27 protein-coding genes are annotated in these 21,732 nt (G+C 69.5%); 11 read left to right on the forward strand and 16 right to left on the reverse strand.

Going from position 1 to position 21,732, the window contains the following annotated elements; genetic code table 11:
* Nucleotides 1-9 precede the first annotated feature (9 nt).
* Both H8N03_RS05565 and H8N03_RS05570 read left to right on the forward strand, forming a co-directional pair.
* Nucleotides 10-978 (forward strand): Bug family tripartite tricarboxylate transporter substrate binding protein, encoded by a 969-nt coding sequence (locus H8N03_RS05565; RefSeq protein ID WP_187075100.1) that lies wholly within the window; start codon nt 10-12, stop codon nt 976-978.
* A gap of 65 nt (nt 979-1,043) precedes the next feature.
* Nucleotides 1,044-1,379, forward strand: a complete 336-nt coding sequence (locus tag H8N03_RS05570; protein WP_187075101.1) for a hypothetical protein — start codon at nt 1,044-1,046, stop codon at nt 1,377-1,379.
* Here H8N03_RS05570 and H8N03_RS05575 read toward each other — a convergent pair.
* Together H8N03_RS05575 and H8N03_RS05580 are read right to left on the reverse strand one after the other, a co-directional pair.
* Nucleotides 1,376-2,062: a hypothetical protein gene (locus H8N03_RS05575; RefSeq protein ID WP_187075102.1), complete on the reverse strand. Its 687-nt coding sequence runs from the start codon at nt 2,060-2,062 to the stop codon at nt 1,376-1,378. The genes H8N03_RS05570 and H8N03_RS05575 overlap by 4 nt on opposite strands.
* Before the next feature lie 157 nt (nt 2,063-2,219).
* Nucleotides 2,220-3,014: a ferritin-like domain-containing protein gene (locus H8N03_RS05580; RefSeq protein ID WP_187075103.1), complete on the reverse strand. Its 795-nt coding sequence runs from the start codon at nt 3,012-3,014 to the stop codon at nt 2,220-2,222.
* Between the two features lie 41 nt (nt 3,015-3,055).
* Here H8N03_RS05580 and H8N03_RS05585 point away from each other — a divergent pair, with 41 nt between their 5' ends.
* From H8N03_RS05585 to H8N03_RS05595, 3 genes are all read left to right on the forward strand, one after another.
* Complete coding sequence (locus tag H8N03_RS05585; RefSeq protein ID WP_187075104.1) at nt 3,056-3,580, forward strand: gamma carbonic anhydrase family protein; 525 nt, start codon at nt 3,056-3,058, stop codon at nt 3,578-3,580.
* Entirely contained in the window at nt 3,580-4,536 is a 957-nt protein-coding gene (hslO, locus tag H8N03_RS05590; RefSeq protein WP_187075105.1) for an Hsp33 family molecular chaperone HslO, read from the forward strand. Before H8N03_RS05585 ends, hslO begins: the two co-directional genes overlap by 1 nt.
* Nucleotides 4,537-4,601: 65 nt before the next feature.
* Entirely contained in the window at nt 4,602-5,549 is a 948-nt protein-coding gene (locus tag H8N03_RS05595; RefSeq protein ID WP_187075106.1) for a MerR family transcriptional regulator, read from the forward strand.
* On the opposite strand, the gene H8N03_RS05600 is transcribed toward H8N03_RS05595, so the two are convergent.
* The 6 genes from H8N03_RS05600 to pyrG all read right to left on the reverse strand — a co-directional run bounded on the left by H8N03_RS05600 (nt 5,524) and on the right by pyrG (nt 10,469).
* The gene (locus tag H8N03_RS05600; protein WP_187075107.1) at nt 5,524-5,946 is read right to left on the reverse strand and encodes an ATP-binding protein; all 423 of its coding nucleotides are present in this window, start codon (nt 5,944-5,946) and stop codon (nt 5,524-5,526) included. The two genes, H8N03_RS05595 and H8N03_RS05600, sit on opposite strands and share 26 nt — an antisense overlap.
* Nucleotides 5,943-6,218 (reverse strand): septum formation initiator family protein, encoded by a 276-nt coding sequence (locus tag H8N03_RS05605; protein ID WP_187075108.1) that lies wholly within the window; start codon nt 6,216-6,218, stop codon nt 5,943-5,945. The genes H8N03_RS05600 and H8N03_RS05605 overlap by 4 nt, the downstream gene beginning before the upstream one ends.
* Nucleotides 6,218-7,504 carry a phosphopyruvate hydratase gene (gene eno / locus H8N03_RS05610; RefSeq protein ID WP_187075109.1) on the reverse strand — a complete coding sequence of 429 codons (1,287 nt, stop codon included), beginning with the start codon at nt 7,502-7,504 and terminating at the stop codon, nt 6,218-6,220. The genes H8N03_RS05605 and eno overlap by 1 nt, the downstream gene beginning before the upstream one ends.
* 144 nt (nt 7,505-7,648) lie before the next feature.
* Nucleotides 7,649-7,939, reverse strand: coding sequence for a DUF1330 domain-containing protein (locus H8N03_RS05615; RefSeq protein WP_187075110.1), 291 nt, complete (start codon nt 7,937-7,939; stop codon nt 7,649-7,651).
* Nucleotides 7,932-8,786: a 3-deoxy-8-phosphooctulonate synthase gene (gene kdsA / locus H8N03_RS05620; RefSeq protein WP_187075111.1), complete on the reverse strand. Its 855-nt coding sequence runs from the start codon at nt 8,784-8,786 to the stop codon at nt 7,932-7,934. The genes H8N03_RS05615 and kdsA overlap by 8 nt, the downstream gene beginning before the upstream one ends.
* Nucleotides 8,787-10,469, reverse strand: coding sequence for a CTP synthase (gene pyrG / locus H8N03_RS05625; protein WP_187075112.1), 1,683 nt, complete (start codon nt 10,467-10,469; stop codon nt 8,787-8,789).
* A 371-nt stretch (nt 10,470-10,840) separates the two neighbouring features.
* Here pyrG and coaBC point away from each other — a divergent pair, with 371 nt between their 5' ends.
* The 3 genes from coaBC (at nt 10,841) to H8N03_RS05640 (ending at nt 13,163) form a co-directional block, all read left to right on the forward strand.
* Entirely contained in the window at nt 10,841-12,058 is a 1,218-nt protein-coding gene (coaBC, locus tag H8N03_RS05630) for a bifunctional phosphopantothenoylcysteine decarboxylase/phosphopantothenate--cysteine ligase CoaBC (protein WP_187075113.1), read from the forward strand.
* Between the two features lie 10 nt (nt 12,059-12,068).
* The gene (dut, locus tag H8N03_RS05635) at nt 12,069-12,515 is read left to right on the forward strand and encodes a dUTP diphosphatase (protein WP_187075114.1); all 447 of its coding nucleotides are present in this window, start codon (nt 12,069-12,071) and stop codon (nt 12,513-12,515) included.
* 156 nt (nt 12,516-12,671) lie between these two features.
* Nucleotides 12,672-13,163, forward strand: coding sequence for an outer membrane lipoprotein (locus H8N03_RS05640; protein WP_187075115.1), 492 nt, complete (start codon nt 12,672-12,674; stop codon nt 13,161-13,163).
* A 46-nt stretch (nt 13,164-13,209) separates the two neighbouring features.
* On the opposite strand, the gene H8N03_RS05645 is transcribed toward H8N03_RS05640, so the two are convergent.
* On the reverse strand, nt 13,210-13,704 hold the full coding sequence (locus H8N03_RS05645) for an FKBP-type peptidyl-prolyl cis-trans isomerase (protein WP_187075116.1): 495 nt from the start codon (nt 13,702-13,704) through the stop codon (nt 13,210-13,212).
* A 30-nt stretch (nt 13,705-13,734) separates the two neighbouring features.
* Between H8N03_RS05645 and H8N03_RS05650 the strand changes: the two genes are divergently transcribed.
* The 3 genes from H8N03_RS05650 (at nt 13,735) to H8N03_RS05660 (ending at nt 15,783) form a co-directional block, all read left to right on the forward strand.
* The gene (locus H8N03_RS05650; protein WP_187075117.1) at nt 13,735-14,868 is read left to right on the forward strand and encodes a cupin domain-containing protein; all 1,134 of its coding nucleotides are present in this window, start codon (nt 13,735-13,737) and stop codon (nt 14,866-14,868) included.
* The gene (locus H8N03_RS05655; RefSeq protein ID WP_187075118.1) at nt 14,865-15,362 is read left to right on the forward strand and encodes a hypothetical protein; all 498 of its coding nucleotides are present in this window, start codon (nt 14,865-14,867) and stop codon (nt 15,360-15,362) included. Before H8N03_RS05650 ends, H8N03_RS05655 begins: the two co-directional genes overlap by 4 nt.
* 163 nt (nt 15,363-15,525) lie before the next feature.
* On the forward strand, nt 15,526-15,783 hold the full coding sequence (locus H8N03_RS05660; protein WP_187075119.1) for a hypothetical protein: 258 nt from the start codon (nt 15,526-15,528) through the stop codon (nt 15,781-15,783).
* A 202-nt stretch (nt 15,784-15,985) separates the two neighbouring features.
* Here H8N03_RS05660 and H8N03_RS05665 read toward each other — a convergent pair whose 3' ends face one another.
* From H8N03_RS05665 to H8N03_RS05695, 7 genes are all read right to left on the reverse strand, one after another.
* Nucleotides 15,986-16,762 (reverse strand): MBL fold metallo-hydrolase, encoded by a 777-nt coding sequence (locus tag H8N03_RS05665; protein WP_187075120.1) that lies wholly within the window; start codon nt 16,760-16,762, stop codon nt 15,986-15,988.
* 53 nt (nt 16,763-16,815) lie between these two features.
* Complete coding sequence (bamC, locus tag H8N03_RS05670) at nt 16,816-17,898, reverse strand: NlpB/DapX family lipoprotein (RefSeq protein ID WP_187075121.1); 1,083 nt, start codon at nt 17,896-17,898, stop codon at nt 16,816-16,818.
* A gap of 30 nt (nt 17,899-17,928) precedes the next feature.
* Nucleotides 17,929-18,813, reverse strand: a complete 885-nt coding sequence (gene dapA / locus H8N03_RS05675; protein WP_187075122.1) for a 4-hydroxy-tetrahydrodipicolinate synthase — start codon at nt 18,811-18,813, stop codon at nt 17,929-17,931.
* A 29-nt stretch (nt 18,814-18,842) separates the two neighbouring features.
* Nucleotides 18,843-19,379, reverse strand: coding sequence for a class I SAM-dependent methyltransferase (locus H8N03_RS05680; protein WP_187075123.1), 537 nt, complete (start codon nt 19,377-19,379; stop codon nt 18,843-18,845).
* Nucleotides 19,380-19,422: 43 nt separating this feature from the next.
* Nucleotides 19,423-20,235, reverse strand: coding sequence for an SDR family oxidoreductase (locus H8N03_RS05685; RefSeq protein WP_187075124.1), 813 nt, complete (start codon nt 20,233-20,235; stop codon nt 19,423-19,425).
* Nucleotides 20,236-20,305: 70 nt separating this feature from the next.
* Nucleotides 20,306-20,446: a hypothetical protein gene (locus H8N03_RS05690; protein WP_187075125.1), complete on the reverse strand. Its 141-nt coding sequence runs from the start codon at nt 20,444-20,446 to the stop codon at nt 20,306-20,308.
* 1 nt (nt 20,447) lies between these two features.
* A complete protein-coding gene (locus tag H8N03_RS05695; RefSeq protein ID WP_187075126.1) occupies nt 20,448-21,668 on the reverse strand; it encodes an MFS transporter in 1,221 nt (406 codons plus the stop codon).
* Nucleotides 21,669-21,732: the final 64 nt, after the last annotated feature.

Here is a 21,732-nt window from a genome sequence, read left to right on the forward strand (position 1 = left end):
GAGGGCGCCTTGCAGCAGTTCACCCGCCGCAGCGCGCTCGCCGGCCTCGCCGCGCTGGCCCTTCCGCTCCACGCGCAGACGTGGCCCTCGCGGCCCATCCGCATCATCGTTCCGTATCCGACGGGAGGCGTGAGCGACCTCGTCGCCCGCGCCATCGGCGAAAAGCTCGCCGCGGCCCTGGGCCAGCCGGTCGTCGTCGAGAACAAGGCCGGCGCGAGCGGCACCATCGGCATGGACGTGCTCGCCAAGGCGCAGCCCGATGGCCACACGCTGGCGTTCTCCGCCATCAGCCCGCTGACGCTCAGCCCCGTCGTCGGCAAGGTGCCTTACGACGCGGAGAAGGACTTCACGCCGGTCGCCAGCGCCATGATCTCCCCCGTGCTGCTGCTCGCCACGCCCGCCCTGGCGGCGCGCGACTTCCGCGAGCTGCTCACGCGCGCCCGCGACTGGCCGAACACGATCCGCTGGGCGACTTCCGGCCAGGCGTCGCTGGGCCACCTCATGCTGGAGCAGCTGCAGGCCGCGGCGAAGGTCCGCATGGTCCACATCCCGTACAAGGGCGGCGGCCAGCAGGTCACCGATGCGCTGAGCGGCCAGTTCGAGGTGCTGTCGACGAACGCCGGGCCCGTGATCAGCGAGCACATCAAGTCCGGCCGCCTGCGGCCCCTCGCCGTGGGTGCGCCGCGGCGCCTGGACACGCTCCCGCAGGTGCCGACGCTCGCGGAGCTGGGCTTCCCGGCCGCGAACCTGTCGTCGCAGTTCGGCTTCTTCGCGCCGGGCAACCTGCCGGTGCGCATCTCGGACCGCCTGAACGGCGAGATCAACAAGGCGCTGGAGTCCGAGGACGTGCGCAAGCGCCTGGTCGCGAGCGAGAACGTGCCCACCGGCGGCACCGCGCGCGACTTCGCGCGGCAGGTCGCCGCCGAAGCGGACAGCACGGCGCAGATCGTGAAGGCCGTGGGCATCAAGGCCGACTAGGCGCGCTGGCGCGTGCGCGCCGGCGCTACCGGCAGCTGCAGCGCGGCGTCTTCCCTGCCGGATCCTTGACGCAGCGCGCCACCTTGGGGGCCGAGCACGCGGCTTCGCAGTGCCGGCCACCCACGTTCACGCTGCACGACGTCGTCCCGGAGGCGCTCCCGACGCTGGTGCTGGTGCTGGTGCTCGTGACGGTCGAGACGTTGCCGTCACGATCGACGCCCGTGACGCTGCTGGTCGTGCTGCTGCTGATGCTGGTGCTGCTGGAGGTCGCATCCGCCCCCGCGCCGCTGGCGGCCAGGCACAGCACGAGGGCAGCAGAAGAAAAAAGGGGCCGAAGCCCCTTTCCTCCGGCTGCCCGGCAGGTACGCGCATGTCCCTGCAGCGCCGCCATGGCTGCCTAGTCCTTGTGCTTCCTGTTCTTGTCGTGGCCCTTTGCCTTGCCCTGGCCATGCTTGCCGGGCCCGTCGGCATTGATCTGGCTGCTGACCGAGCCGGCGCTGACCGCGGCGTTGCCGCCCGCGCCGGCACCCGCGGCCGACACGCCACCCAAGGTCGAGGTCGTGCTGCCGCCGCCGCTCGCGCCCGCCTGGGTGTTGCTGGTCGTCGCGGTGTTCTGCGTCGCGCTCGTGCTCTGGTTGGTCGTGGCGCTCGGACTGATCGTGACGTTGCTGTGCGGCATCGCGCGGAAGGTCGAGTCCGTGTTCACCGACGTGCTCGCCTGCGGCGAAACGGACTGGCCGGCGCTGGTGCTCGTCGTGCTGCTCGCCTTGTTGGTGGTGCTGCCGCTCTTGCCCGAACCGGTGGCCGGTGCCGTGCCGGCCTGGGTGTTGCTGGTGGTTCCGGTGTTCTGGGTGGCGGCAGTGGTCTGGTTGGTCGTTCCGCTCGGACTGATGGTGACGGTGCTGTGCGGCATCGCCCGGAACGTGGAGTTCGTCTCGAGCGAGGTGCTGGCGCTGGGCGCGACCGACTGGCTGGACTGGGTGCTGGTGTTGCTCGTCGCCGAGTTGCTGGTCTGGGCGAGCGCCGCGCCGCCGGTGGCGGCAAAGGCGACTGCAGCGATCAGGGTGAGTTTGGCTTTGATCATTCGTTGGCTCCGATGGGATGCACCATGCTTGGTCGTCCTCGCGGCGCCAGGTGTCGGTCTCGTGAGCAGCCCGTCGACGGCGGATTCCTACGCGGCGGCGGTGCCTCAGCCGACCGCGCGGTGCGGCATCGCCCAGCCTCGCTGGCTCAGGGGCGCCTCAGGCGCCCAGCAACCAGGCGAGCTCTTCGTCGGAGAAACCGGCGCGGCGGCGCGCCTGCACGTTGAAGGGCGGGTGCAACCGCGGCGCGGCGTAGCGCTCCACCAGGACACCGTAGTGCGCGACGGGGTCCAGCCCCTCGCGCCCGCACAGCCACCGGTACCAGTGGTTGCCGATCGCCACGTGGCCGACTTCGTCACGCAGGATGATGTCGAGGATCTCCACCGCCCGCAGTGCCGCCGGCGTGCCCACCTGCCGCAGCTTCTGCTGGATCTGCGGCGTGGCATCGAGGCCGCGCGCCTCCAGCGTGCGCGGCACGAGCGCCATGCGCGCCACGATGTCGTCTTTCGTCTTCTCGCACATGGACCACAGCCCGTCGTGCGCGTCGAAGTCGCCGTAGGCATGGCCCAGTGTCGCGAGGTGGTCCGCCAGCAGGCGGAAGTGGTACGACTCCTCGGCCGCGACCCGCAGCCAGTCGTGGTGGAACTCCGGCGGCATGCCTTCGAAGCGCCAGGCGGCGTCGAGCGCGAGATTGATGGCGTTGAATTCGATGTGGGCGATGGCGTGCAGCAGGGCCGCCAGCCCCTCGGGCCTGGCCGGCGAACGGCGCGGCACGCGCGCGGGATGCACGAGGCGCGGCAGTTCCGGCCGCCCAGGCAGACGGGCGGGCGGCACGGCTGCGGTGGGTGAGAGGGTGCACTGCGCGGCCGTGGCATGCAGCTCGGTCGCCAGCGCAGCTTTCGTGCGCGGGTCCGGCTCTGCCAAGGCCTGCAGAGCCCATTGACGAAGCTCCATCTCTAGAATTGTAGTTTTGCCACCCCCGAAAGAAAGAACCAATGGCGATCTACGAACTCGACGGCATGGCGCCGAAACTGGCCGAAGGCGCGTGGGTCGCCGACAGCGCGGAGGTGATCGGGCAGGTGCAGATGGGCGAGAACACCAGCGTCTGGTACGGCTGCGTGGTGCGCGGGGACACCGAGTGGATCCGCATCGGGAAGAACAGCAACATCCAGGACCTGTCGGTGCTGCACGCGGACTTCGGCGTGCCGCTCACCATCGGCGACAACGTGAGCGTCGGCCACCAGGTGATGCTGCATGGCTGCACCATCGGCGACGGCTCGCTGATCGGCATCCAGGCCGTGGTCCTGAACAACGCGAAGATCGGCAGGAACTGCATCGTCGGCGCCGGCAGCGTGGTGACCGAAGGCAAGGAATTCCCGGACAACTCGCTGATCATCGGCTCGCCCGCCAAGGTGGTCCGCACCCTCGATGCGGAGCAGGTCGCCAAGTTCCAGACGATCCCGCCGCACTACGTGGAGAACGCGCAACGCCACGGCCGCAAGCTGAAGAAGATCGGCTGATGTCCGAGCTGCACAAGTTCCTGTTCGACGGCCTGCCGGTGCGCGGCATGATCGTCCGCCTCACCGACGCCTGGCAGGAGATCCTGACCCGCCGCCGCGCCGACGATGCCCAGTCGCCCTGGCCCTGGCCCGTGACGCAGATGCTCGGCGAGATGGCCGCGGCCAGCGCGCTGATGCAGGCCAACATCAAGTTCAACGGCGCGCTGATCATGCAGATCTTCGGCGAGGGGCCGGTGAAGGTCGCCGTCGCGGAGGTGCAGCACGACCTGAGCCTGCGCGTCACCGCGAAGGTGGTCGGCGAGGTGGAAGCCGACGCGCACCTGCAGGACCTGGTGAACGTCAACGGCCGCGGCCGCTGCGCGATCACGCTGGACCCCAAGGACCGCCTCCCGGGCCAGCAGGCCTACCAGGGCGTCGTGCCGCTCAACGCCACCCATGGCGAGGGCCAGCCGAACCTGGCCGACGTGCTGGAGCACTACATGCGCCAGTCCGAGCAGCTCGATACCAGGCTGGTGCTGGCGGCGGACAACAACGTCGCCGCGGGGCTGCTGATCCAGAGGCTGCCGGCGGAGGGCGAGTCCAACATCCGCGGCATGGAGCTCTCCGAGCAGATGGAGCATTTCAACCGCATCGCGACGCTCACCGCGAGCCTCACGGGCGACGAACTGCTGCAACTGGACGTCGAGACCATCCTGCGCCGCCTGTTCTGGCAGGAGAAGATGCTGCGCTTCGACCCGCAGACGCCGCGCTTCGCCTGCACCTGCAGCCGCGAGCGCGTGACCGGCATGATCCGCGGCCTGGGGCGCGAGGAGGCGGAAAGCATCCTGGAGGAGCGGGGCGAGATCGACGTCTCCTGCGACTTCTGCGGCCAGCACTACCGCTTCGACGCGGTGGACGCTGCCCAGATCTTCATGGCGCCGGGGGACCAGCCGCCGGCGTCGTCCACGATGCAGTAGCACCAATGGATACCTCGGGTGGCTCCCATCCCAAGGCGGGCGCGGCAAGCGCGACAATGCGCCCCATGTCCGCCATGACCGAGCCACAGGAAGGGGTCCCCATCGCTTCGGTGGAGCAGGCCACCGGCATCGCCCGGGCGACCCTCCGCATCTGGGAGCGCCGGTACGGCTTCCCCCAACCGGGGCGCGACCTGCGCGGGGAGCGCAGCTACCCCGACGACCAGGTGCGCAAGCTGCGCCTCATCGCCGACCTCATGAACCAGGGCCACCGGCCGGGGCGGCTGGTGCAGCTCACGCTGCCGCAACTCGAGTCCCTCGCCGGCCCCGCGGGCGACCGCGGCGGCGAGCGCCCCCTGTCCGTCGACCAGCCGGTGATCGCCGCGCTGCGCGCCCACGACGTCGCCACCGTGCGGCGCCTCCTCGAGGAGGGCATCCGCCAGAAGGGGCTGGCCGGCTTCGTCACCGAGCAGATGGCGCGCCTGAACGTGGACGTCGGCATCGCGTGGGCGCGTGGCGAGGTCGAAGTGTTCGAGGAGCACCTGTACAGCGAGTGCGTGCAGCAGGTGGTGCGCACGCACCTGGCCCGCGTCGCCGAGCCGGTGGCGCCCGGGCCGCGGGTGCTGCTCGCCACCTTCCCGGAAGAAGGGCACGGCCTGGGGCTGCTGATGGCGCAGGTGCTGCTGGCGCTGGAAGGCTGCCCCTGCACGTCGCTGGGCGTGCGCGTGCCCCTGCAGCAGATCGTCGCGGCGAGCAAGGCGTTCCACGCCGACGTGGTGGGGCTGAGCTTCACGCCCAGCATGAATCCGGCGCACGTGCTGCGCGGGCTCGAGCAGCTGCGCGGCGAACTGGCGCCGCAGGTGGCGGTGTGGGCAGGCGGGCGCTCGCCGGTGCTGGCGCGCCATCGCATCGCGGGCGTGCAGCCGATCCCGAACATCTCGGAGCTGCCCGCCCTGGTGGCGCAGTGGCGCGCGGTGCGTGCGCCGGTGCCTAGCGCCCTTCCTTCAGGCGCGTGAACAGGCGGTGCTCGCAGGCCGGGTCGCTGCACTTCTCGCACACCCAGTTCCAGGCGCGGCCTTCGTCGCGCTCGCTGCGTTCCCCGAGGCCCAGCGCCAGCAGGGCGGACTGCAGCCGCTGCGCGCCCTGTCCATAGACCACCTGGAAGACCACCCCGGCCGCCTGCAGCTGCGCGCGGATGCGGGCGTCTTCGGCTTCGTGGCCGGTGGAGGAGGGGAGGTCGAGGCCCATGACGAGGGCCGTGTCGCAGCGTGAGGCCGCGTCGGGCGTGAGTTCGATGGCGGCGACGCCGCGCGCGGAGAGTTCCTGCGCCAGGCGCGTGCGGCCGGTGCCGGGGGCGCCGAACAGGCCGACGCGCTGGATCCCCGCCTGGGCGGAGATGGCGGGGGTGCTCACTTGACGATCTGGACGAGGACCTCGTTGGGCCGCACCATGCCCAGCTCCGCGCGCGCCTTCTCCTCCACCATCTCCAGGCCTTCCTGCAGGTCGCGCACTTCGGCGGCGAGCTGCTCGTTGGCCTGCTGGGCGACGGTGTTGCGCGCCTTCTGTTCGTCCAGCTTCTGGCGCAGGTGCGCCACGTCGCCGACGCTGCCGCGGCCCAGCCAGAGCTGGGCCTGCACCACGGCCAGGAGGCCGATCAGCAGGGCAGCGACGGCGCGGCTATCCACTAGCGAAGGTTGTAGAAGGCCGCGCGGCCCGGGTACTGGGCGACGTCGCCCAGGTCTTCCTCGATCCGCAGCAGCTGGTTGTACTTGGCCATGCGGTCCGAGCGCGAGAGCGAGCCGGTCTTGATCTGGCCGGCGTTGGTGCCCACGGCGATGTCGGAGATCGTGGAGTCCTCGGTCTCGCCGGAGCGGTGGGAGATCACCGCGGTGTAGTTGGCGCGCTTGGCCATCTCGATGGCGGCGAAGGTCTCGCTGAGCGTGCCGATCTGGTTGATCTTGATCAGGATCGAGTTGGCGATGTTCTTCTCGATGCCTTCCCGCAGGATCTTCGTGTTGGTGACGAAGAGGTCGTCGCCCACCAGCTGCACGCGCTTGCCCAGGCGCTCGGTCAGGGCCTTCCAGCCGTCCCAGTCGCTTTCGCCCATGCCGTCCTCGATGCTGATGATCGGGTACTTGCCGACCCAGGATTCGAGGGTGTCGATCCACTCGCCGGCCGACAGCTTCCTGCCTTCGGAGCCGGACAGGTCGTAGAGGCCTTCCTTGTGGAACTCGCTGGCGGCGCAGTCCAGGCCCAGGGCGATCTGGTCGCCGGGGGTGTAGCCCGCCTTCTCGATGGCCTGCAGGATCATCTGGATCGCGGCCTCGTGGTTCTCCACGTTCGGGGCGAAGCCGCCTTCGTCGCCGACGGCGATGGACATGCCCTTGTCGTGGATGATCTTCTTGAGGGCGTGGAACACCTCGGCGCCGTAGCGCAGCGCCTCGCGGAAGCTGGGCGCCCCCACGGGGATGATCATCAGCTCCTGCAGGTCGAGGTTGTTGTTCGCGTGCGCGCCGCCGTTGACGACGTTCATCATCGGCACGGGCAGCTGGCAGCCGTTCATGCCGCCGAAGTAGCGGTACAGGGGCAGGCCCGACTCTTCGGCCGCGGCGCGCGCGACGGCCATGGACACGGCCAGCATCGCGTTGGCACCCAGGCGGCTCTTGTTGTCGGTGCCGTCCAGGTCGATCAGCGTCTTGTCCAGGAAGTTCTGCTCGCTTGCATCGAGGCCCAGGACCGACTCGGAGATCTCGGTGTTGATGTGCTCCACGGCCTTGAGCACGCCCTTGCCCAGGTAGCGCTTGGGATCGCCGTCGCGCAGCTCGATGGCTTCGCGCGAGCCCGTGGAAGCGCCGGAGGGCACGGCCGCGCGGCCCATGGTGCCCGACTCCAGCAGGACGTCGCATTCCACGGTGGGGTTGCCGCGCGAGTCCAGGACTTCACGGCCGACGATGTCAACGATGGCGCTCATGGTTCAAGTTTCTGTGTAGTTCAAAAATTCATGAACGCAGAGGTCGCAGAGGATGCGCAGAGGTCGCAGAGAAAACCATCATGGCTTTCCTTTCTGCGACCTCTGCGTCATCTCTGCGACCTCTGCGTTCTCATTCTTCGTTCGTCAAACGCCTTCGATCAGCACCATGCGCATGACCGCGATGCCCTCGCGGGCCTTGCGGGCGGCGCTGTATTCGGGGGAGTCGTTGAAGGCCTTCGCCGCCTCGACGGACGGGAATTTCAGAAGGACGACGCGGTTGGGGGTCCAGTCGCCTTCCAGCACTTCGGTCTTGCCGCCGCGCACGCAGACTTCGGCGCCGTGGGCCTTCATGGCGATGGTGGACAGGCGCTTGTACTCCTCGTACGCAGCGGGGTCCTTCACGTCGACGTTGGCGAGGATGTAGGCGCTAGGCAAAGTCGTTCTCCAGGAAACCGTTCTTCTTGGTGATGCGATCCAGCTCCACCAGGGTCTCGAGCAGGGCGCGCATCTTCGCGAGCGGCACGGCGTTGGGGCCGTCGGAGAGCGCCTTGGCCGGGTCCGGGTGCGTCTCCATGAACAGGCCGGCGACACCGACGGCGACCGCGGCGCGCGACAGCACCGGCACGAACTCGCGCTGGCCGCCCGAGCTGGTGCCTTGCCCGCCCGGCAGCTGCACGGAGTGGGTCGCGTCGAACACCACCGGCGCGCCGGTCTCGCGCATGATCGCGAGCGAGCGCATGTCGCTCACCAGGTTGTTGTAGCCGAAGCTGGCACCGCGCTCGCAGGCCATGAAGCTGTCCTCCGGCAGGCCCTTCTCGCGCGCGGCGTCGCGGGCCTTCTGGATCACGTTCTTCATGTCGCCCGGGGCGAGGAACTGGCCCTTCTTGATGTTCACCGGCTTGCCGGACTGGGCCACGGCGCGGATGAAATCGGTCTGGCGGCACAGGAAGGCGGGCGTCTGCAGCACGTCGACCACTTCCGCCACGCGCGGGATCTCCGCTTCGGTGTGGACGTCGGTCAGCACGGGCACCTTCAGCTCGCGCTTCACCTTCGCCAGGATCTCCAGGCCCTTCTCCATGCCGGGGCCGCGGAAGCTGCTGCCGGAGGAGCGGTTGGCCTTGTCGTAGCTGCTCTTGAAGATGAAGGGAATGCCGAGGGAGGAGGTGATCTCCTTGAGCTGGCCCGCCACGTCCATCTGCAGCTGCTCGGATTCGACGACGCAGGGACCGGAGATGAGGAAGAAGGGCTGGTCGAGCCCCACGTCGAAACCACAGAGCTTCATTTACGCCACCGCTTTCAGGGACTTGCCGGCCTTGCCCTGGCCCGCGGCCTGGTGTTCGACGGCGGCATGGATGAAGGAATTGAACAGCGGGTGGCCGTCCCAGGGCGTGGACTTGAATTCCGGGTGGAACTGCACGCCCATGAACCAGGGGTGCACGTCCTGCGGCAGCTCCACGATCTCGGTCAGGTGCTCGCGCTGGGTCAGCGCGGAGATCACGAGGCCGGACTTGCGCAGCAGGTCCAGGTACTTGACGTTGGCTTCGTAGCGGTGGCGGTGCCGCTCGGTCACCACGTCGCCGTAGATCTTGTGCGCCAGCGTGCCCTTGGCCACGTCGGAGCTCTGCGCGCCCAGGCGCATCGTGCCGCCCAGGTCGGAGGTTTCCGTGCGCGTCTTGATGGTGCCGTCGGCGTCCTGCCACTCGGTGATCAGCGCGATCACGGGGTGGGGCGTGTTGGGCTCGAACTCGGTGCTGTTGGCGCCCTCGAGGCCGGCGACGTCGCGCGCGTACTCGATGGTGGCGACCTGCATGCCCAGGCAGATGCCCAGGTAGGGCAGCTTGTTCTCGCGGGCGAAGCGGGCCGCGGCGATCTTGCCTTCGATGCCGCGCTTGCCGAAGCCGCCGGGCACCAGGATCGCGTCGTACTTGGCCAGCCCGTTCACGCTTTCGGGCGTGATGGTCTCCGAGTCGAGGTAGTCGATCTTCACGCGCACGTGGTTCTTCAGGCCGGCGTGGCGCAGCGCCTCGTTCAGCGACTTGTAGCTGTCGGACAGGTCGACGTACTTGCCGACCATGGCGATGTTCACCTCGCCGCGCGGATGCTCCACCTCGTACACGAGGTCGTCCCAGCGCTTCAGGTTGGCGGGCGGCGTGTTCAGGCGCAGCTTGTCGCACACGAGGCCGTCGAGGCCCTGCTCGTGCAGCACGCGCGGCACCTTGTAGATCGTGTCCACGTCCGGCATGGAGATCACGCCCCAGCGCGGCACGTTGGTGAACAGGCTGATCTTCTCGGCCTCGTCTTCCGGCACCTTGCGGTCGGCGCGGCACAGCAGCGCGTCCGGCTGGATGCCGATCTCGCGCATCTTCTGCACGGTGTGCTGCGTCGGCTTCGTCTTGAGCTCGCCCGCGGCCTGGATGAAGGGCACGTAGGTGAGGTGCACGAAGGCGGAGTTGTTCGGGCCGAGCTTCAGCGCCATCTGGCGCACGGCTTCCAGGAAGGGCAGGGACTCGATGTCGCCCACCGTGCCGCCGATCTCGACGATCGCCACGTCCACCTCGTTGGGGGTGCCGACGCCGGCACCGCGCCGGACGAATTCCTGGATCTCGTTGGTGACGTGGGGAATGACCTGCACGGTCTTGCCCAGGTAGTCGCCGCGGCGTTCCTTCTCCAGCACCGACTTGTAGATCTGGCCGGTGGTGAAGTTGTTGGCCTTGCGCATGCGCGTGGACACGAAGCGCTCGTAGTGGCCGAGGTCCAGGTCGGTTTCCGCGCCGTCGTCGGTCACGAACACCTCGCCGTGCTGGAAGGGGGACATCGTGCCCGGATCCACGTTGATGTAGGGATCGAGCTTGATCAGGGTGACTTTGAGGCCCCGCGACTCCAGGATCGCTGCGAGGGAGGCTGAGGCGATTCCCTTGCCGAGGGAAGACACCACACCGCCGGTGACGAAGACGAATTTGGTCATGTCAGGTCGGGAGGAGCGCTCCCGGGGAGGTGGTAAAGCGAGATTATAAGGAAGGTGCTCATGGCCTCCCGCTGAGTCGGGCCATGCTGTGCGAAAAACCGACGCACTGTCTGGATGAAGGAGCGCCTCGTGGTCCGGTCTTGGACGGGGCGGGCGGCCCCGTCCAAGGCCTGCGCAGCGCGTGTGCGACCGCCTACGTAGGCTGGGTTGCCCGAAGGGCACCCCAGCTTTTCGCACCGGCGCGGGTTGCTGGGGTGCGCTCCGCGCAACCCAGCCTACGCGTGCGACTCCGTCGCTGCGTGCGCGGCCAACTGCGGCGCTTCCCGGGGAGAGAGGGCGGCGACGACGAAGCCTCAGTACACTCCCGCTCCATGAACGACCTCGCCGGCAGACACATCGTCCTGGGGCTCACGGGTGGCATCGCGTGCTACAAGGCCGCGGAGCTGTGCCGCGGGTTCGTGAAGGAAGGCGCGACGGTGCAGGTCGTGATGACGGAGGCGAGCGAGCAGTTCATCACGCCCGTGACGATGCAGGCGCTCTCCGGCCGTACGGTCTACACCTCGCAATGGGACCCGCGCGAACCGAACAACATGCCGCACATCAACCTGTCGCGGCAGGCCGATGCGATCGTCATCGCCCCGTGCAGCGCGGACTTCATGGCGCGGCTGGTGCACGGGCGCGCGGACGAACTGCTGTCGCTGATGTGCCTGGCGCGTCCCATCGCGCAGGTACCGCTGCTGATCGCGCCCGCGATGAACCGCGAGATGTGGGCCCACCCCGCCACGCAGCGCAACATGGCGCAGCTGGCCGCCGACGGCGCGACCATCCTCGGCGTGGGCAGCGGCTTCCAGGCCTGCGGCGAGACCGGCGACGGCCGGATGCTGGAGCCGGAGGAACTGCTGGAGGACATCGTCGCCTTCTTCCAGCCCAAGGTGCTCTCCGGCCGCAAGGTCGTGATCACTGCGGGCCCCACCTTCGAGGCGCTGGACCCGATCCGCGGCATCACCAACCACTCCTCGGGGAAGATGGGATTCGCGATCGCGCGTGCCGCGCGCGAGGCGGGCGCGGACGTGGCCATCGTCGCCGGCCCGGTGAGCGTGCCCACGCCGCGCGGCGTGCGGCGCGTCGACGTGAAGTCGGCGCGCGACATGCTCGCTGCCACGCAGGCCGAAGTGCCCCAGGCCGACATCTTCATCGCCGCCGCGGCGGTCGCCGACTGGCGTCCCGTGACCGAGTCGGACCAGAAGATCAAGAAGGACGGCAGCGGCAGCGCGCCCACCGTGGCCTTCACCGAGAACCCCGACATCCTCGCCACCGTGGCCAAGGGCGAGCGTGCCAGGAGCGGCGCGCTGTTCTGCGTGGGCTTCGCCGCCGAGAGCCACGACCTCGTCAAGCACGCCAAGGCCAAGCGCGAGCGCAAGGACATCCCGCTGCTGGTGGGCAACATCGGCCCGCTCACCTTCGGCCAGGACGACAACCAGATGCTGCTCGTGGATGCGCAAGGCACCACGGAGCTGCCCCGCGCCTCCAAGATCGCATGCGCGCGCCGCCTCGTCGCCGAGATTGCGCGGCGCCTGCCCCGCACCTGACACCAACCGAATGCAAGTCGACGTCAAGATCCTCGATCCGCGCATCGCGGACCAGATGCCCTCCTATGCCACGCCCGGCAGCGCCGGCCTGGACCTGCGTGCCTGCCTGGATGCGCCGCTGACGCTGGAGCCCAATGCCTGGCAACTCGTGCCGACGGGCCTCGCCATGTGGCTCAAGGACCCGGGCTACGCCGCGCTGATCCTTCCGCGCTCCGGCCTCGGGCACAAGCACGGCATCGTGCTGGGCAACCTCGTCGGGCTGATCGACAGCGACTACCAGGGCCAGCTGATGGTGAGCGCCTGGAACCGCAGCGACACCGCCTTCACGCTGCAACCCATGGAACGGCTGGCCCAGCTGGTGATCGTGCCGGTGGTGCAGGCCGGCTTCCGGGTGGTCGACGAGTTCCCGCCCAGCGAGCGCGGCGCCGGCGGCTACGGCTCGACGGGCAAGAGCTGATGTATTCCGGCGTCCGCGCCGGCTGACAAGCTCTCCCAACTACTCCTACAGCAAAGTGCGGGATTGACTGCACTTGCGTGCGACCGGGCGCACGTTCAATCAGCTGTACAGGGCGCCCCCACGGTGGGTGGCGCCATGTCGAACAAGGAGAACTCCATGCGTATGACCCGCCTCGCTTCCCTGGTCACCGGCACGCTCGCCATCGCGACGCTGGCCGCCTGCTCGTCCTATGGCCCGACCTACGGCACGGCCCCGACGTACTCGACCTATCCGACCACCGCTTCGTACCCCGCCGCGGGCACCGAGTACGGCCGCATCGTGAACATCGAGTACATGCCGGTCGGCACCAGCGCTCCCACGACCAACATCCTCGGCGCCGTGATCGGCGGTGTGGCGGGCGGCGTGATCGGCAACCAGATCGGCAGCGGCTCGGGCCGCACGGCCGCGACCATCCTGGGCGCGGTGGGCGGCGCGGCGGTGGGCAACCACCTGGCCCGCAACTCCGCCGGCGCGACCACGCAGGCCGGCTACCGCATCACGATGCAGACGGACCAGGGCATCATGCGCACGTACGAAGTGCCGGCCACGGGCGACCTGCGCGTGGGCGACCGCGTGCGCGTGGACAACGGCGTGATCTATCGCGGGTAAGCGGCAGCTCGCCCATGCGAAACGCCCGGCGTTGCCGGGCGTTTTTTTATTCGCCGATGCGGAAGAAGCCCGTGCCCAGGGTGCCTTGCCCCACCTCGTCCTCCGTCGCCTCGCGCACCGCCTCCACCTTCAGGTGCAGGCGCAGCGCGATGCCCGCGAGCGGGTGGTTGCCATCGAGCACGACGTGCTCCGGGTAGATCTCGGTGACGGTGTAGAGCAGGTTGGGGGGCGCGTCCTGGCTGGTGGCGCCGGCGGGCAGGCCTTCGTAGGTCATCCCTTCCTCCAGCTCCTGCGGGAACAGCGAGCGCGGCTCCAGGTACACCTTCCGTTCGTCGTAGTCGCCGAACGCGTCCTCGGGCTCGAGGTGCAGGTCGACGCGGTCGCCCGGCTCGTGGCCCTGCAGCGCCTCCTCGATCTTCGCGAGCAGGTCGCTGCCGCCCACGAGGAATTCCACCGGCTCCTCCAGGCGATCGAGTTCCTCGCCCAGCGTGTCCTTCAGGGTCCAGGTCAGCGCGACGACGCAGTGCGATGTGATTTCCATAGGAGAATTGTCGCAGTTCCCCCCGACCGCATGGACATCGCGCAACCCTCGACCCTGCTGGGCGGCCTCACGCCGTCCCGCTTCATGAGCAGGCACTGGCAGAAGAAACCGCTGCTGGTGCGCCAGGCCATCCCCGGCTTCCAGCCCGTGCTCGCGGCGCGCGAGCTGTTCGAGCTCGCCGGCCACTCCGACGTGGAGTCGCGCGTGGTGCAGCGCGACGGCGCAGCGTGGCGCCTGCAGCGCGGACCTTTCGCGCGCCGCGCGCTGCCTTCGACGAAGCGCCCCGACTGGACGCTGCTCGTGCAGGGCGTGGACCTGCACGTGCCCGCCGCGCATGCGCTGCTGCACGGCTTTTCCTTCCTTCCCGCGGCGCGGCTCGACGACCTGATGATCAGCTACGCCACCGACGGCGGCGGCGTCGGCCCGCACTTCGACAGCTACGACGTGTTCCTGCTGCAGGCGCAGGGCCGGCGCCGCTGGCGCATCGGCCGCCAGCGCGACTTCACGCTGCAGGAAGGCGTGCCGCTGAAGATCCTCGCGCGCTTTGAGCCCGAGGAGGAATACGTGCTGGAGCCCGGCGACATGCTCTACCTGCCGCCGCGCTGGGCGCACGACGGCATCGCCGAAGGCGAATGCCAGACGTACTCGATCGGCTTCCGCGCGCCGGCGCAGGCGGAGCTCGCGCGCGAGCTGCTGCAGCGCATCGCCGACGAGGCGGCGGAAGGCGAGGGCGAGCCGCGCCTGTACCGCGATCCGGCGCAGCCCGCCACGGCCAGCCCGGGAGCCATCCCGGAGGGGATCTCCGATTTCGCGCGCAACGCGCTTGCCGCGGCGTTGAAGGACCCGCACGCGCTCGACCGCGCGCTGGGCGAATACCTCACCGAACCGAAGCCGAACGTGTGGTTCGAGCCGGCCAGCGCGCCGCGCCGCCTCCGCTCGGTGGTGCTGGACCCGCGCACGCGCATGCTGCACGATCGCAGGCACGTGTTCATCAACGGCGAGGCGTGGCGTGCCGCGGGCCGCGACGCGGCGCTGATGCGGCGGCTCGCCGACCGCCGTCGCCTGGACGCGCAGGACCTCGAAGGCGCGAGCGAAGCCGCGCGCGACCTGCTGCTGTCCTGGTGCGAGGCCGGCTGGCTGCAGGCGAACGGAGGTGCACCATGAGCGAAGGGGCGCCGGCACTGCCGGACAAGCGCTTCGAAGGCCGCGAGGAATTCCGGCAGCTCGTGCGCGACGCACTGGCGGAGGCGGCGCGCGCGGGCTGGCGCGAGATCATCCTCAGCGACGCGAGCTTCGAGGATTGGCCACTCGGCGAGCGCGCGGTGGCAGAGTCCCTGCAGGCGTGGTCCGCCACGGGCCGGCACCTGGTGCTGCTGGCCAAGCGCTACGACGTCGTCACGCGGCAGCACGCGCGCTTCGTGCGCTGGCGCGGCGCCTGGTCGCACATCGTGAGCGCCAGCGCCTGTCCCGCCGCCGACCCGCTGGACCTGCCCAGCGCGATCTGGAGCCCGCAGTGGGTGCTCGAGCGTCGCGACGCGCTGCGCAGCAATGGTTTCTGCGGCAGCGAGCCCGAGCGGCGCGTCGCGTTGCGCGAATCGCTCGACGCCTGGCTGCAGAAGTCCACCCCGGCCTTTCCCGCCACCACGCTCGGGCTGTGAGCGGGGTTCCCGATCTACTGGTTAACCCCGAAAAAATTGTTTTGAACGCTATAATGTTTGGCTGAGTTGGACGGGTGCTAGCCTTTCCGCTCGGTCACTAGCGGCATCGACCGCCAGGACATTCCGGATCCGCTTGTCCCATTCCCATAGAAGGAAACCTGAAATGAAGAAATCGCTCGTTCTGGCCGCCCTGGTCGCTGCCGCTGCCCTGTCCGCTTGCGGCAAGAAGGAAGAGCCGGCGCCCGCGCCCGCTCCCGCTCCGGCTGCTGCCCCGATGCCCGCCCCGGCCCCGGCCGCTGCTCCCGCCGCCGACGCTGCCGCCGGTGCTGCTTCCGCTTCCGCCGGTGCCGCTTCCGCTGCCGCGGGCGCTGCGTCCGACGCCGCTGCTGCCGCTTCCGGCGCTGCCTCCGGCACCAAGTAAGCACAGCTTCGCTTGGACGAAAAAGCCGCCCTCGGGCGGCTTTTTTCATGCGTGAATTCATCGGTGGGGTTCGCGTTGCTCACCTGCCGGCGCTGGCGCGCCGCCACCCTACAGGAAACCGGCGATGCGCGCGTTTGGGGTAGGGTGGGGCGGCGCAGCCGCCGGCGGTGAGCGAAGCGAGCCCCACCGCCCGCGCAGCGGCTCACGCCACCAACCACCCGCTCCCGCTGCGCCCATCCGCGATGTGGATCTCGGCGGCACTGCCCAGCGCGCCTACCAGCGCAGCGCGCGCCAGCTCGGGCGTGTTGTTCTGCTCGCTCAGGTGCGCGCCCACGACCTGCCGCAGGTTGCCCGCCGCCAGCAGCGCCTGCGCCAGCGCGCCCGCGGCGCTGTTGGCCAAGTGCCCCCAGTCGCCGCCGACGCGGCGCTTGAGGAACCAGGGATACGGCCCGTCCTGCAGCATCGCCTCGTCGTGGTTGCACTCCAGCAGCAGCGTGGCGCAGCCGGCGAGTTCCTGCTGCACGTGGGGCGTCACGTGGCCCAGGTCGGTCAGCACGCCCAGGCGCACGTTGCCGTCGGTGCACGACAGCTGCAGGGGCTCGCGCGCATCGTGCGGCACCGTGAAAGGCCGCACCTGCAGGCCGCGCACCTCGAACACGTCGCCATCGGCCGCGAGGCGCACCAGACCGCCGAAGTCCGGCTGGCCGAGCGCCGCGTACGTGCCCTGGCTCATGTAGACGGGGATGCGCTCGCGCATGGCGAGCCGCTGCGCGCAGCCGATGTGGTCGGCGTGCTCGTGCGTGATGAAGATGGCGTCGATCTGCTCGGCCAGCATGCCGGCGGCGCCCAGGCGCTTCTCCAGCTCGCGGATGCCGAGGCCGCAGTCCACCAGCAGGTGCGTGGGGGAACCCTCGCCGCTTGCCTGGATGACGGTGGCGTTGCCAGTGCTGCCACTGCCCAGGGACTTGAAACGGATCACTTGCGTCGGTCCAAAAGACAAGGCCCGCCGAAGCGGGCCTTGCATGCGCTTCCTTACTTCAGGTCGTCCGCGATCACCTGCACGATCCTCTGCGCGTTCGCGGAGGTCTCGGGCGCGCCGTTGGCGTTGAGCACCGACACGGTGGTGGTCTGGCCTTCCGCCTTCAGGTTGATGCGGTACTTCAGCGGCTGTTCCGCCGGCGTGCTGCGGCTGAACAGCTTGCCGAGGAAGCCCGGCTCCTTCTTGTCCGGGTTCGGCGGCACGTAGCGCACGAAGTAGGTGCCCTGGCTGCGGTCGCGGTCCTCCACCGTGAAGCCGGTGCGGTCCAGCGCCAGGCCGACGCGGCGCCAGGCGCGGTCGAAGCCTTCGTCGATGACGACCACGGGCTGGTTGTTGACGGAGGCGACGCGCGAGGTGGGCTTGTCGGCCGCCACGCTGGTCGCGGCCGCGGCCTGCGCCTGCGGCGCGCCGAGCTTGACCATCAGGCGGCGCAGGAACTCGGCCTCGAGCTCGGGGTCGGCCGGGCGGGGCTGCCACACGGTCTGGTCCTGCTCGCGGTTGTTGTAGACCTCCTGCATGCCGCGGTGGCTGATGAAGATCTCGGTGCCGCCCGCGGCGGAGCGCTCGAAGCGCGTGCGGAACTTGTCGCGTTCGGAGGTGGAGTAGACGGAGTCGATCACCTTGCCGAGGGTGCTGCGGATGAAGTCCTGCGGGATCTTCGCGCGGTTCTCCGCCCAGTCGGTCTCCATGATGCCCAGGTTGGGCTGGTCCATGGCGAGCAGGAAGCCGCTTTCCTGCCAGAAGTCGCGCACCGGGCCCCACAGCTGGTCGGCCGGGCGGTTCACCACCAGCCAGCGCTGGTTGCCCGCGCGCTCGATGCGCACGTCGCCGACGGCGGTCGCCGCGGTGGGCAGGTTGGGCACGGACTGGCCGAGCGCATAGGTGCTGGCGGACACGGGCCCGCCGGGCACCACGTAGCGCGATTCGCGGTTCAGCTGCGTCAGGTCCGGCGGCACCTCCAGCGACGGGCCCTTCTGCGCGCTCTTGTAATCGATCTTGTCGCCCTCCAGCACGGAGCAGGCGGAGAGCGCCACGGCCATGGCAAGCAGCAGGCCGGACTTCACGGTCAACTTCATCGAATCCCCTCTATCTCTTCCTGGCCCGCTTCAGAGCAGGCCGCTGGCGCGCAGCGCGCCTTCGACAATCGCTTCGTTGGCCTTGGCGAGCGGCGTCATCGGCAGGCGCAGCGCGCCGCCCATGAGGCCCATGCGGGCCATCGCCCACTTCACCGGGATCGGGTTGGCTTCCACGAACAGGTGCCGGTGCAGCGGCAGCAGCTGCAGCTGGATTTCCATCGCGCGCTTCGCGTCGCCCGCGACGGCCGCGACGCACAGTTCGTGCATCAACTTGGGCGCGACGTTGGCCGTCACGCTGATGTTGCCGTGGCCGCCGCACAGCATCAGTGCCACGGCGGTCGGGTCGTCGCCCGAATAGATCGAGAAGCCCTTCGGCGCCTCGCGCACCAGCCACTGGGCACGTTCGATGTTGCCGGTGGCTTCCTTGATGCCGACGATCCCGGGCACTTCGGCCAGGCGCAGCACGGTGTCGTGCAGCATGTCCGCGACGGTGCGGCCGGGCACGTTGTAAAGCACCATGGGCAGGTCGCCGGTCTTCTCGGCGATGGCCTTGAAGTGCCGGTACTGCCCTTCCTGCGTGGGCTTGTTGTAGTAAGGCACGACCTGCAGCTGGCAGTCGGCGCCGACCTTCTGCGCGTACTTGGCCAGGGCGATGGCCTCGACCGTGGAGTTCGCGCCGCAGCCGGCCATGATCGGCACGCGGCCGCGGGCCTGCTCCACGGAGACGCGGATGATCTCCTGGTGCTCCTCGACGTCGACGGTGGGCGATTCGCCCGTGGTGCCGACCACGCCGATGCAGTCCGTGCCTTGCTGGATGTGCCAGTCGACGAGCTTGCGCAGCGTCGGGTAGTCGACGCTGCCGTCGTCGTGCATCGGCGTCACGAGCGCCACGATGCTGCCAGTAATCGGTGTCATGGGTGTTTCCCGGGAATAGGCGATTCTAACTAGAGCGGGTAACGCGGTCGTGTACTGCCGGCGGGCTCGCGCACGGCGGCGATGCGCTGGACGTACCGGGGCGGGTCCTCGAGGAAGCCGTCCTCGTACGCCACGACCCGCAGCCCGGCGTAGGCATGCAGCAGTTCGCCTGGGGCGAGCAGGAAATCCGCCCGCGAAGGCTTGCCGACCGTCTCGTTGCCCTGCGCAAAGGTCTCGTGCAGCAGGACGCCGCCCGGCGCCACGGCTTCCAGGATCCGCGGGAAGAGCGGGCGCCAGAGATAGTTCGTGACGACGACCGCGTCGAAGCTGCGGCCGGCGAGCGGCCAGGGGCCCCCCTCGATGTCGGCCTGCAATGTCTCGGCGATGCCCTGCAATGTCGCGAGCGCGTCGGCGTCGCGGTCGACGCCCAGCACGCGGTGGCCGCGCGCGGCGAAGAAGCGCGAGTGCCGCCCGCGTCCGCAGGCGAGGTCCAGCACCGTCCCGCCCGCCGGCACCAGGGGGGCGAAGCGGGCGATCCAGGGGGAGGGAGCTTCGGTTCCGTGCATGGGTCTTTCTCCCTCCCCTTCCGGGGGCGGGTTGGGGTGGGGGCTAGCGCGGACGCGCCTCTTCCTTCAGCGCCTTCAGCGCCATGTCCTCCACGATGCCCGGCGCGAGCAGCTTGATGAAGCGGCCGACCTTGGCCTTGGCCGTCATCACCACCTCGCGCTGGCGCCGGTCCATGCCGTCGATGATCAGCCGGGCGCATTCCTCCACGGACATCATGTCGTCCTCGTTGAGGCCGCTGCGGCCCGCGGGCTGGCCCTCGGCGTTGTAGCCCCGGTAGCGGATGCGCGTGTCGACCGCGCCGGGATAGGCGATGGTCACGCTCACGCCGGTCGGCTTCATCTCGGCGCGCAAGGCCTCGAAGAAGCCGGTCATCGCGAACTTCGTCGCGCTGTACGCGGTGCGGCCGGGCACGCCGATCATGCCGGCATGCGAGCTCACGGCGACGATGCGGCCCCGCGCCTGCTTCAGGTGGGGCAGGGCCTCGTGCGTGCACCACACGGATCCCCACAGGTTCACCTGCATCAGGTCCAGGTACCAGTGCAGGTCCTCGGCCTTCACGTCGGCGAAGTTGGCCTGCGCGGAGATGCCGGCGTTGTTCACCAGCGTGTCGAGGCGGCCGAAGCGCTCGATGGTGCGGGAGACCAGGGCGCGGCACTGCGCCTCGACGGCCATGTCCATGGCCACCGTCAGCACCTCGCTGCCGTGCGCGCGGCACTGCGCGGCGACGGCATCGAGCTTGTCCTGGCTGCGCCCGGAGAGCACGAGCGCCAGTTGGCCCTTGTGGGTCGCCGCGAGCTGGCGGGCCATCTCCGCCCCGATGCCGTCGGAGCCGCCGGTGATGAGGATGACGTTCATGGCGGCGGATTGTGAACGCGCCGCCCGGCGTGGCGCAGGGGGGCCTCCCTAAAGGGATAGGAGGAAACGCTTATCGAACGGTGGGGAAGCAGGACCACACGAATTCGCCCACGGCCACCATCATCTCGGGGCGCGAGTACAGGAGGAACACGGCGCCCAGCACCACCGCCGCGGCGCCGTAGGCGAGCAGGGTGCGGGTGCGGGTCGCCACGTCAGGCCGCCTGCGGCGTGGCGCCGCGCGCGATGGGGGCTTCGCGCACCGGCAGGTTCACCAGCGCCGCGAAGATGCCCAGGGCGATGGAGAGGTACCAGACGACGTCGTAGCTGCCGGTGCGGTCGTACAGCATGCCGCCCAGCCAGACGCCCATGAAGGAGCCGATCTGGTGGCTGAAGAAGACGAAGCCGCCCAGCATGGACAGGTGCGCCACGCCGAAGATCTGCGCCACCGTCGCATTGGTGGGCGGCACGGTCGACAGCCATAGCAGGCCGATGACGGCGGAGAACACGAAGATCGACGGCTGCGACAGCGGCACCAGCAGGAACAGCGTGATCGCGATCGAGCGTCCCAGGTAGATGGACGCCAGGATCTTGCGGCGCGCGAACTTCTGGCCCAGGGCGCCCGCGAAGTAGGAGCCGAACACGTTGAACAGGCCGATCAGCGCGAGCGAGGTCGTGGCGACCTGGGGCGAGAAGCCGTGGTCCTTCAGGTAGCTGGGCATGTGCACGCCGATGAACACCACCTGGAAGCCGCAGACGAAGTAACCCGCCGTCAGCAGCAGGAAGCTCGGGTAGCGCAGGGCCTCGGACAGCGCGTGTGCCACCGACTGCTCGCGTTTCGGCGCCTGGCCGCCGGTGAAGCCCGGCTCGCGCAGGCCCCAGGCGAGCGGGATGATCAACAGCACCGCGGCCGAGAGCACGTACAGCGCCGTCTGCCAGCCCAGCGCGCCGATCAGGAAGCCGTCGACCGGCAGCATGAGGAACTGGCCGAAGGAGCCGGCGGCCGCCGCCACGCCCATCGCCCAGGAGCGCTTGGCCGGATCCACCTGCCGCCCGAGCACGCCGTAGATCACCGCGTAGGTCGTGCCGGCCTGCGCCGCGCCGATCAGGACGCCCGCGAACAGGGCGAACAGCTGCGGGTTGGGCGCCGCCGCCATGCCCCAGAGGCCCACCGCGTAGAGCACCGCGCCGCCGACCAGCACGCGGAAGGCGCCGAAGCGGTCCGCCAGCATGCCGGCGAAGATGCCGCAGAAGCCCCAGGCGAGGTTCTGCACCGCGATCGCGAAGGAGAAGGTCTCCCGGCTCCAGCCCTGTGCCTGCGTCACGGGCAGCAGCCAGAGGCCGAAGCCGTGCCGGATGCCCATGGACAGGGTCACGATCATGGCGCCGCAGGCCAACACCTGCACCATGGAGAGCTTGCGATCGACGGGATTCATGCGCGGACTGTAGCGGGAAGGCCTCAGCGAGGCTTGCCGCGCAACTGACAACCCTGTTGAAATG

The organism is Ramlibacter cellulosilyticus (assembly GCF_014297465.1).
Classification (GTDB): domain Bacteria; phylum Pseudomonadota; class Gammaproteobacteria; order Burkholderiales; family Burkholderiaceae_C; genus Ramlibacter; species Ramlibacter cellulosilyticus.